This window comes from Marisediminitalea sp., assembly GCF_984433645.1.
The window spans coordinates 1-10,878 of record NZ_CFIDRX010000145.1; the positions used below are offsets into that span (position 1 = coordinate 1).

General features: G+C 49.6%; 10 protein-coding genes. 2 read left to right on the plus strand and 8 right to left on the minus strand.

The features are described 5' to 3' along the window. From AC4MRN_RS15810 to AC4MRN_RS15820, 3 genes are all read right to left on the minus strand, one after another. Nucleotides 1–878, minus strand: an 878-nt coding sequence (locus AC4MRN_RS15810) for an enoyl-CoA hydratase/isomerase family protein (RefSeq protein ID WP_491203818.1), incomplete at its 3' end; no start/stop codon positions are given. Between the two features lie 8 nt (nucleotides 879–886). Further along, nucleotides 887–2,041, minus strand: coding sequence for an acyl-CoA dehydrogenase family protein (locus tag AC4MRN_RS15815; protein WP_370240095.1), 1,155 nt, complete (start codon nucleotides 2,039–2,041; stop codon nucleotides 887–889). A 9-nt stretch (nucleotides 2,042–2,050) separates the two neighbouring features. Beyond that, nucleotides 2,051–3,541 (minus strand): CoA-acylating methylmalonate-semialdehyde dehydrogenase, encoded by a 1,491-nt coding sequence (locus tag AC4MRN_RS15820; RefSeq protein WP_491203819.1) that lies wholly within the window; start codon nucleotides 3,539–3,541, stop codon nucleotides 2,051–2,053. 287 nt (nucleotides 3,542–3,828) lie between these two features. On the opposite strand from AC4MRN_RS15820, the gene AC4MRN_RS15825 reads away from it, so the two are divergent. Further along, complete coding sequence (locus AC4MRN_RS15825) at nucleotides 3,829–5,481, plus strand: response regulator (RefSeq protein WP_491203820.1); 1,653 nt, start codon at nucleotides 3,829–3,831, stop codon at nucleotides 5,479–5,481. Here the strand turns inward: AC4MRN_RS15825 and AC4MRN_RS15830 are convergent. Further along, complete coding sequence (locus AC4MRN_RS15830) at nucleotides 5,458–6,324, minus strand: NAD(P)-dependent oxidoreductase (RefSeq protein ID WP_491203821.1); 867 nt, start codon at nucleotides 6,322–6,324, stop codon at nucleotides 5,458–5,460. The genes AC4MRN_RS15825 and AC4MRN_RS15830 overlap by 24 nt on opposite strands. A 150-nt stretch (nucleotides 6,325–6,474) precedes the next feature. Here AC4MRN_RS15830 and AC4MRN_RS15835 point away from each other — a divergent pair, with 150 nt between their 5' ends. After that, the gene (locus tag AC4MRN_RS15835; RefSeq protein ID WP_491203822.1) at nucleotides 6,475–7,509 is read left to right on the plus strand and encodes a 2-hydroxyacid dehydrogenase; all 1,035 of its coding nucleotides are present in this window, start codon (nucleotides 6,475–6,477) and stop codon (nucleotides 7,507–7,509) included. A gap of 5 nt (nucleotides 7,510–7,514) precedes the next feature. On the opposite strand, the gene AC4MRN_RS15840 is transcribed toward AC4MRN_RS15835, so the two are convergent. The 4 genes from AC4MRN_RS15840 to sohB are packed head-to-tail and all read right to left on the minus strand — an operon-like array spanning nucleotide 7,515 to nucleotide 10,678. Further along, entirely contained in the window at nucleotides 7,515–8,246 is a 732-nt protein-coding gene (locus AC4MRN_RS15840; protein WP_491203823.1) for a methyltransferase domain-containing protein, read from the minus strand. A gap of 8 nt (nucleotides 8,247–8,254) precedes the next feature. Further along, nucleotides 8,255–9,010, minus strand: a complete 756-nt coding sequence (locus AC4MRN_RS15845; protein WP_491203824.1) for a Nif3-like dinuclear metal center hexameric protein — start codon at nucleotides 9,008–9,010, stop codon at nucleotides 8,255–8,257. Then, nucleotides 9,011–9,652 (minus strand): TetR/AcrR family transcriptional regulator, encoded by a 642-nt coding sequence (locus AC4MRN_RS15850; protein ID WP_370165230.1) that lies wholly within the window; start codon nucleotides 9,650–9,652, stop codon nucleotides 9,011–9,013. A gap of 3 nt (nucleotides 9,653–9,655) precedes the next feature. Continuing rightward, nucleotides 9,656–10,678 carry a protease SohB gene (sohB, locus tag AC4MRN_RS15855; protein WP_491203825.1) on the minus strand — a complete coding sequence of 341 codons (1,023 nt, stop codon included), beginning with the start codon at nucleotides 10,676–10,678 and terminating at the stop codon, nucleotides 9,656–9,658. Nucleotides 10,679–10,878 lie beyond the last annotated feature (200 nt).

The window sequence follows — 10,878 nt, forward strand, 5'->3', positions numbered from 1 at the left end:
TCCCATACCAGATGCATCGTAATTGGCGACCCGGCTGTGAGCCCTTGTTTTGCTCTGTCGAACCAGCTATCTCCGTTACTTTCACACCCTAAAATGGCTTTCACAGCCTCAGGTGCACTGCTGCAGTTACCCAGCACCTCATCAATCTCAGGCTGCCACACAGACAGTTTCCCTTGCGGCCAATCAGCCTTTGCCAATTCGAACGTCGTACACAACGCCGTTAGCTGGTCGTGCACTTCTCCTGCTACCCAATGCTGAGATTCCAGAGCGTCGCAAAACCGTTCAAACCCGTCATCTGCCAGTACGTAATCGCCAAGACCAACATAGATACCGTCAGTCGCATTGACTGAGGCCCCGGTTAGGCCCAGAAACAAACCTGTTTTACCCGGCGCACGCGGTAAGAAGTAACTGGCTCCGACGTCGGGATATAACCCAATGGTAATTTCAGGCATCGCTAATCTTGAAGAAGGCGTAAGAATGCGGTGGCTCGCGCCTGCCAACAGACCAATCCCGCCTCCCATCACAATGCCAGCCCCCCACACAACAACCGGCTTACCGTAGCGGTGGATCAAATAATCCAGCTGGTATTCGCGGGCGAAAAAGTCCGCCAGAAAATCCGGCACCTGATGTTGCTGTGCCTGCATGGCCTGATACATCGACACAATATCGCCGCCGGCACAAAAGGCTTTGTCACCCTCACTGGTCAACACAACCAGCGCAATGCTGTCGTCGTGTTGCCAGTCAGATAATTGCTCGAACAAGGCTTTGGCCATATCCAAATCAAGCGCATTTAACGCTTGCGGCTTGTTCAGCGTTAATAGCCCGATATCCCCGCCGGATGCGGCGGGAATACGCTTAATTAAGAGCTTGTCGGTCATAATTGCTCCTACAGTAACTGGCTGCCTTCCTGCAGTACCTGACGGCTAATGATCAATCGCATGATCTCATTAGTGCCTTCCAGTATCTGGTGCACCCGCACGTCACGCATGTGTCGTTCTAACGGATACTCTTTAATGTAGCCGTAACCACCGTGAATTTGCAGTGCTTCATTACACACATTAAAGCCAACATCGGTAGCAAATCGCTTCGCCATGGCACAATACGCCGTCTTTTGCGGATCGTCTTCATCTAGCTTAGCCGCAGCCATACGCACTAGCTGACGTGCCGCCACCAATTCTGTATTCATGTCGGCCAATTTAAACTGCAGCGCCTGGAAGGCGGCCAGCGGTTTGCCGAATTGCTTACGCTCTAACATGTAGTCCCGGGCGGTATCCAATGCTTGTTGCGCAGTACCAATTGAACAGGTGGCAATGTTAATACGGCCGCCATCAAGCCCCTTCATCGCGAAAGTGAATCCCTGTCCATGTTCGCCCAGCAGGCTCTCGTGACTCACTTCAACATTATCGAACGTGATCATGCGGGTCGGCTGTGCATTCCAGCCCATTTTTTCTTCTGCTTTACCGTAAATTATGCCCGGTGCATTGGCGGGAACTACGAATGAAGAAATCCCCTTCGCGCCGTCGTTAGACGTTCTGGCCATGACCACCAGTACATCGGTTTCACCGGCACCAGAAATAAACACTTTACTGCCATTCAAACGATAACCCGCGTCTGTTTTTTCTGCCTTGGTACTCAGGCTCGCAGCGTCAGACCCCGCACCAGGCTCTGTTAAGCAATAAGATGCCAGTTGCTCTCCTGTGACGAGACCAGGTAACCATTGCGCTTTAACAGCATCAGTGCCCCACGACGCGATCATCCATGTGGCCATGTTATGAATAGTCAGCATGGCCGTTGTGGTAGTGCACCCCATCGCCAATTGCTCAAAAATAATTGACGAGTCCAGTCGACTAAGTCCCAATCCGCCTTCTGATTCAGGTGTGTACAAGCCACAGAAACCTAATTCACCGGCTTTTCTGATGGTCTCGACAGGAAACGTATGCTCTCGATCCCACTGCGCAGCAAACGGCGCCAACTCTTGCATAGCAAACTGTTTTGCAACATCGGCGAAAGCTTGTTGATCGTCGGTCATATTAAAGTTCATCAGACTCTCCTATCGCAAATTGATGGTCATATTCGGACCACTTGGAATGTCTTGTTCTGGCCAGCGTGACGTGACTGTTTTGGTTTCGGTATAGAAGCGAACGGCTTGTTTTCCATAAGCATGCAAATCGCCAAAGAATGAGTTCTTCCATCCAGTAAAGGAGAAGAACGGCAGCGGTACCGGAATGGGCACGTTTATCCCGACCTGACCCACCGTTACTTCTGACTGGTACTTGCGCGCGGCTGCACCGCTCGCAGTGAAAATCGACGTGCCATTTCCGTAGGGGTTGCTGTTGACCAATTCCAGCGCTTCTTCAAGCGTATCGACACACATACAACACAACACCGGGCCAAAAATTTCTTCCTGATAAATACGCATGTCAGTGGTGACATCTTTAAATACTGTAGGACCAATCCAATGCCCGTTTTCCATGCCCTCTACAACAAAGTCACTACCGTCTACCATACAGGTAGCGCCCTGTGCTTTACCTGATGCAATAAGGTCCTGCACGCGCTGTTTAGCAGCCGCACTGATTAGAGGGCCAAAACCTGCATTTTCATCGTTCCATACGCCAGGCTTAACTTCGCTGATTTTTTCAGCCAATTCATCAATCCATTCCTGAGCGCTGCCCACGAATACCGCAACTGAAATCGCCATACAGCGTTGTCCGGCCGCGCCCACGGAGGCACCGACCAGGTTGTTAATAACGTGGTTTTTATTGGCATCTGGCATCACTACCGTGTGATTTTTTGCCCCTGCAAAACACTGTGCACGTTTCATATTCTCAGTGGCAGTACGATAGATGTACTGACCAACCGGTACAGAACCAACAAAGGAAACGGCGGCTACATCAGGGTGGTTCAGCAATGTATCAACCTGATCTTTACCACCGTGAACCACGTTGAGAACACCTGCAGGTGCACCGGCTTCAATAAACAGTTCTGCCAGCAGCATAGGGGTAAGCGGATCTTGTTCTGAGGGTTTCAGGATAAAGGTATTACCGCACACAGTGGCGAGCGGGAACATCCAAAGCGGGATCATCGCCGGGAAGTTAAATGGCGTAATGCCTGCGCATACCCCAATTGGCTGAATAAAGCTGCTGGTGTCAATACCGCGCGCCACGTTCTCGACGGTTTCTCCCATCATCAGGCTTGGCGCATTCATGGCCTGTTCAACCACTTCAATCCCACGCCATACATCGCCCATTGCGTCGTCAAAGACTTTGCCCGTTTCTTCAGCCAACACGGTAGCGATACGTTTTTGTTCACGCTTCAGAATCGCCTGATAACGCATCATGATCCGCGCCCGCTCAGTAACCGGTACATAGCGCCATGTTTCAAATGCGGACTTAGCAGCCTGCAACGCGCGCTGCATTTCGTCGTCTGTCGTTACGGGCGTTTTAGCAATCACTTCCCCATTCGCCGGGTTCGTAACATTAATGAATTGTTCTGTGGTAGAGGCGACCATATCGCCATTTATAAGAAGAGGTACCTGTTTCATTGCATTCTCGATTGCTGAGTTGAATACGCTAACGCTATACCAAGCATACGTTAACGTAAACGTAACCCTGTTAAATCTAAAGATCTACTTGTAAATTTATTGTGACATAAAGGTTATTATTCAGCGAGAGTCAGCTATGATTAAAGCAAACTCGGTATTCGGCGCGTGCTAAGTCTTGATGTGACTGCTATGCTAAGTACTCTGATGTAGCGAAGGAAATTCTTGTGGTCAATGTATCTTCCAGCGTTTTACGCTTACTTCAATTAATGCGATAGCCGGGCCCCGTTATGAGCCAACGACTCCGCGTCGCGATTATTGAAGACAACGCCACAGCCCGCGCGACCATCCGCAGCCACCTGATAGTACTGGGTAATTTAGAGGTCTCCAGTTTCAGTACGGGTACTGAACTGAAAAACGCCCTCAAGAAGCAAAACTTCGAATTACTGATATTTGACTTTCATCTGGGCCAGCGCCGAAACGGTGTCGAGTGGGTACAGATACTCCGGCAATCACAGTTCATTCAACCCAGCACCGGCATTGTGTTCATTACTGCTGACAGACTGCCGCAAACGATCGGTCAGATCATTGATACACATCCCGATTTACTGTTGTTAAAACCCTATACCATTAATGCCCTGCATCGAGGCGTGAATCATTACCTGGAATATAGAAAGCATGCCGCTACTGCCCTAAGGTATATGGACGAAGGCAATACAGCGGCCGCAATTACAACACTCGACAAACGTCGCCGCGAGAAACTTCCCCCCAGAGTGGCAACCGATCTGGAAAAACTGCGGGCCCGGTTACTATTACAAAAAGGCGACTACCCCGCAGCCCTGGCGATATATGAGCGTACCCTGGCGCAATCCAACAAAGTGCTGTGGGCACAATGGGGTAAGTTAAAATGTCATTACCAAACCGGTGATTGGTCGGCGTGTCACGCCAGTTTGGACGATATGCTGGAAACCTTACTGACTCGTGATAAAGCCTTTGAGTGGCTGGCGTGTTTGTCCTTTGAACAAGAATCGTACGAAAAAGCAGAGTTCTTTTTAGATCACATACAGGACAGCGACTTAAGCTTGCCGGCCACTCGTTTGAAAACGATGACTTACCAGAAACAAAATCGCATTGTGGAAAGCATCGATTTATTGCAGAAAAAGCGAGAGTACAACCGCTCTACCAAAGAAAGGTTTGACGAATTTACTTTTGAGCTGGCTGAGTTTTATTTAAGCATTGCTCAGGAAAGCCCGCATAACCATCGCGAAGAGAGCCTGAGTCAGGCCCGTAAACTGATGGGGGTTGCCGCGCGGAGTCAGTCAGATCTCCAGGTCCAGCAACGGCATGATTACCTGTTGGCCTACAGCTACGTCATGGAGGATCAATTATCCAAGGCACGTGAAGTCATAAACCGGGAACACATGAACGTATTTCAGCGCAGCTCTGCCAGTACGCTGATTGTTGCGGCCCGTGTGGTCAATTCTCTGGGCGACGAGAAACGCGCCCTGGAAATGTTAGAGCTTGCCAGAAACAAATCAGAACTGGGGGAAATGCCTGCTGAACAGCAAACGCTGCAAACGCGTATGCTTACCGCCGAAAAAGACACTGGGCTGGCCGATAAACGTGCTGAACAGTTTAACGAACAGGGTCAGCAATTATTTGTGAAGAAGCAATACCTGGACGCCCTCGCCGCGTTTTATCGGGCATTACAATTAACACCCGATGAACCCGCTTACCAACTCAACATGCTGCAAACCCTATTGGTTTGCGATACAGACAGCTACAGAGCCATGACATTGCAAACACTGATTGCCGGACTGCTTGCTCAGCCATTGTCCGACAATAATCAACGCCGTTACGCGCAATTGGTTCAGCAGTACCCGCATATTGCGACGGTAACAAAAGCCCCTGACAACAACTCAAGCGCCAGCGAGGCGGGTTAACAGGCTGGACGTATCCCAACGCCCACCACCGCGTTTCTGAACATCCGCGTAATACTGATCAACCAGCGCGGTGAGTGCCAGAGTAGAGCCATTACGGCGCGCTTCTTCCAGCGCAATTGCCAGATCTTTGCGCATCCAGTCAACAGCAAAACCAAAGTCGTATTCACCGTTAATCATGGTGTTAGCACGATTTTCCATTTGCCACGACTGGGCCGCACCTTTACTGATTACATCAATGACCGCAGCACAATCCATGTTTGCCTGCTTACCAAAATGCAATGCTTCAGCCAACCCCTGAACAATGCCGGCAATGCAGATCTGGTTCATCATTTTAGCCAGTTGGCCACTGCCGTGATCACCCAAAAGCTGACTGTGGCGAGCATAAGCATCCATAACCGGCTGTGCTTTCTCAAATGCACTTTGCTCACCACCGACCATGATGGTCAGTTGGCCGTTTTCTGCCCCCGCCTGTCCGCCTGATACCGGCGCATCGAGGAACGCGACCTGCTTTTCTGCACATGCGATTGCCAGTTCTCTGGCAAGTTGCGCCGACGCTGTGGTGTGATCAACAAGCAAGGCGCCGGGTTTAGCCGTTTCCAACGCACCTTGCGAGCCAGTTATTACTGCGCGCACATCGTCATCGTTGCCAACGCAAACAAAAATAATATCGGCGCCTGCTGCCGCTTCGGCTGGCGTTGCAGCCGTCTTGCCGCCATAGGTTTGCTGCCAGGCCTGCGCTTTCTCTGCTGTACGATTATACACACTCACCGAATGCCCGGCTTGTTGAAGGTGTCCGGCCATTGGATAGCCCATTACGCCCAGTCCAATAAAACTCACTTGCATGTATTGAGGTCCTGTCTTTGTAAAACTGGGCATAGTCTAGCACGGTATTGCGCTGGATCATTGCCGCTTGCTTTAATCTACTGGTATTGCCGGTAAGCGCCGATTACACTGATATTTATTCGTTATTGCACTTGCTCACGGAGGATTGGCATGCAATCTACCCCTAATGTCGCCATGTTCAGTACCCAGGCCTACGATAAGACCTCGTTTGCCGCACACCCATTGCACGCAAACATTACACTGAGCCACTTTGATATTCCACTGAACGCTAAAACGGTTTCGCTATGCCAGGGGTTTGATACCGTTTGTGCGTTTGTAAACGACCAGCTTGATGAAGCAATCCTCACACAATTACATGCGTCAGGGGTAAAGCACATTGCTATGCGCTGTGCCGGCTATAACAATGTCGATATCGACTGTGCGAAGCAGTTAGGTATGGCCGTATCGCGAGTACCAGCCTATTCGCCTGAAGCCGTAGCCGAACATGCTCTGGCGCTGATCATGACCCTCAATCGAAAAACACACAAGGCGTACAACCGCGTGCGCGACGGAAATTTTGATTTAAATGGTTTGCTCGGTTTCACCCTGCATGACAAAACCGTGGGCGTGGTAGGCACCGGTCATATTGGGGCGGCATTAGTGAGATTGCTTTCTGGCTTTGGTTGCCGAATCCTATGCTATGACCCTTACCCCAATGATGCGTTAAAGGCACTGGGGGCCGAATATACGGATTTGTCGACGCTATTGAGCACCAGTCATATTATTAGCCTGCATTGTCCGCTTAATGAAGACAGTCACCACCTTATCAATCAACAAACCCTCGACAGCATGCGGGATGGCGTAATGCTGATTAATACGTCTCGCGGCGGTCTGATCGACACCAGAGCAGTAATCAACGCGCTTAAGACGCACAAAATCGGTTACCTGGGCCTGGATGTCTACGAAATGGAATCCGAGCTGTTTTTCCGGGACCACTCCAGTGAAATTATTCAGGATGACGTTTTCGAGCGGCTAGCGACGTTTCACAATGTGTTAATTACTGGCCATCAGGGCTTTTTTACGGTTGAAGCCTTGGGCCAGATCGCGGAAGTCACGCTGGAAAATATGATTGGATTTAGCAACGGGTTCAAACAACCTTTTGCAAATGAGGCCGCACCAGAAACGCGCTTTTTAATTGTCCCCTGACAACATCAGGTCACACGTAGCCACAAGTGAAAGTATTTACCAAGCCACTTGAACGGCGCCTGTTGATTGTACTGACGCTCTAAGGCCAGCAACGACTCATAGTCTTCGCTGGCTTTTTTCGGATCACGTAAATAGTCATGAAAGCAACGGATACCGCGAGATGCAGCAATCTCAAAGCCCAATTCTTCAACCCACTCAGTGACCTGTGCAACAGACAAAGGTTGCTTAGGGTTCAGCCTGACTTGCTTTTTCACTTTCATTCCGCGAGCAATGTAGTCAAAGTTGCCGTATACCGCATTGCCAAACAACGCCGCATCTCTGTTAAAAAACGTTAAGCTCAGCCAACTACCAGGGCGCATATTTTTCGCCATATGGGCCAATGCCGCTTTGGGATCGGCGAGCCACTCAAGTACCGCGTGGCACAGCACAATGTCGAAGTCTGCTAAATTTTGGACACTTTGCAAATCAGCCTGATAGGTCACCACTGACGGAGGTACCTCGGCCATAGACAAAATATCAGCAGAAATATCGGTAAGTGTGAGTGCATGACCTTTGTTTGCCAGGTAAGACGACATAACACCTGTACCGCCGCCCAGCTCGATAATATTCAGTTTGCCCGCCGGCAATAACTCATCAAGCGCGTCACAGAGCAACTGATGCCGTAATGCGCCCTTACTTGTGCCGTAGATATTTTTAGCAAATTTCCCGGCGATGCCATCGAATGACTGATCCTGCACGAGTTGTCCTACGCCGGGTTGTCGATATCAATGAAATCGACTGACAAACCGAATTCATTCGCCAGATGCTCACCGACCGCTTTTACGCCGTAGCGTTCAGTAGCATGATGCCCGGCAGCAATAAAACCAATATTCATTTCCCGGGCAATATGGATGGTTTGTTCAGACACTTCCCCGGTAATGAAAACCTCAGCGCCTGCTGTTGCAGCCTGCTCGATGAAACTCTGCCCGCCGCCAGTGCACCAGGCAACCCGCGTTACTGCGTCTTGCTGAGCCGACTCAGTTGCAACACACGGCCTGCCGAGCGCGCGCTCAATGGTTATCACCAAATCAGCAAACGTCGTGTCTACACTGCCCTGCATGACTACCCCATCCGGCGTAATCCCGTTGACCGCTGTGATATCACTGCAGCCCATTAGCGCACCTAATTGGGCGTTGTTACCCCATACCGGATGCACATCAATTGGCAGATGGTAGGCAATTAAATTGATGTTGTGCTGAATAAGGCTGCCAAGCCGGCGTCGCTTCATACCTGTCACCGTTGGTTCTTCCCCTTTCCAGAAGTACCCGTGATGAACCAGCAAGGTATCGGCCCCTTTCTCAATCGCAGCATCGATTAATCGCTGTGATGCTGTCACGCCCGTGACAACATGACGTATTTTATCGCTGCCTTCCACTTGCAATCCATTGGGGCAGTAATCCTTGATGGCGGCAACGTTTAATTCCTGATTAAGATAATTGAGTAGCTGTTGACGTTGAATCACTTATAACTCCCGGGCATACCCTTCCGCACTGATCCCTTGCGCCACAAACGGCACGAGGTGTGCGATAACATCCTGAATTTCAATATCCTGCTGATAATCAGCTTTGGCAATGTCCTTCAAAGCCTGACTTGACGCCATTGAAAATACAAAACTTCCAATAGCAAAGTGCAACCGCCAGAACAACTCATCTGCCGGAATGGCTGGCAAAGCTATACGCAACATACTGAGCAATCCTTCAATGGTATCGCCATAATTCCCGAGGATGAATTTGCGTAAGTGCCCTTGAGATTCGGTGTAACCTTTGCCAAGTAACTGCACGAAAATCTCGGTGCCATTAGGTTGAACTGCATTCAGGTGTAACAAGGGTAACGCCAGCCCCTGAAGCAACTGGTCTACCCCTTTTCGCCCTTGGGACGGAATGAGCGTTTCCAGCATGTCGTCAACTTGCGGCATTAAGACATCGAAATAGCGTTTAAGCACCGCTTGAATCAGGTTTTTCTTGCTACCAAAATGATAATTCACCGAGGCCAGGTTAACGTTAGCCCTCGAGGTGATTTCACGCATAGACGTCTGACCATAGCCTTGTTCTGCGAACAAGGCTTCTGCCGCATCGATGATCCGCGCTTTGGTTTGCTTACTCATGAATTACCGCTTGAACCACTCAGGTAAAGTATTAACAACACGCATCAGGGCCCGTTCTGCGCCTTTCGCGAAGGACATGCCGAGTTTTTCCGCTACGTTTTTCTTCACAGCGTATTTCACTGCGTAAATATCACGCTCAGGGAAAACACTCATGATGTAGTCGTCAGACGTACCAATTTGGTCAATCAGTCCGAGTTCTAGTGCCTGTGAGCCATACCAGTACTCACCAGTAGCCACTTTCGCGATATCCAGTGAAGTACGATTCTCACTTACCCAGCTTTTAAACATGACGTGCACAGCTTCAAGTTCCTGCTGAAACTTTTCACGGCCCTCATCGGTGTTTTCGCCAAACACTGTCAGCGTTCGCTTAAACTCACCAGCGGTATGCTGCTCAAATTCTATGTCGTTTTTCTTAAGTAATTTGTGGAAATTGGGCAATTGCGCCAGTACGCCGATAGAACCGATGATGGCGAATTGGCTGGCTAACAGCTTATCGGCAACACAGGCCATCATATAACCACCGCTAGCAGCGACTTTATCTACCGATACGGTAAGTTTGAGGCCTTTGTCTTTAATTCGCTGTAACTGCGCGGCCGCCAGTCCGTAGCCATGTACCACGCCACCGCCACTTTCAATTTTTACCAGTACTTCATCTTGTTTTTCGGCAATGCACAACACCGCCGTGACTTCTTCACGCAGACGATCCACTTCATGGGCATCCATAGACCCTTTGAAGTCGATAACGAACAGTCTGCCTGACTCATTATTTTTGCCTGATTTATCCTGCTTTTGTTCTTTCTTTTGTGCTTTAGCAAGCTTTTTCAGGCTGGCTTTATCTAAAATAACCTGGCGTGCATAGTCGGTGATGTCTTTGAGTTGATCGGAAATGGACGTGATCTCTAAATGGCCTTTCCCTTGTTTTTGCTTAGCAGCAATACCTGCAATGGCAGCCAGCACTATTACAATGGCAGCGACCAGCGTTACCGCTTTCGCTAAAAATAGTCCGTAGTCGTATAAAAATTCCACAAATGCCTCTATTTTCATTCTTTTGCGTGAGCTTATCAGGCAAATAATACCAGTGATTAGACACACTGACGACATTGCGCGACACAAAAAAATAAGGCCAGCATGTGCTGGCCTTATTGGGTACTTACAAATTGTACTTAGTTGGCGATAACTGAAGTATCAGTAACCGGAATCGCCATAGCTTCAGATTTGATAAAACC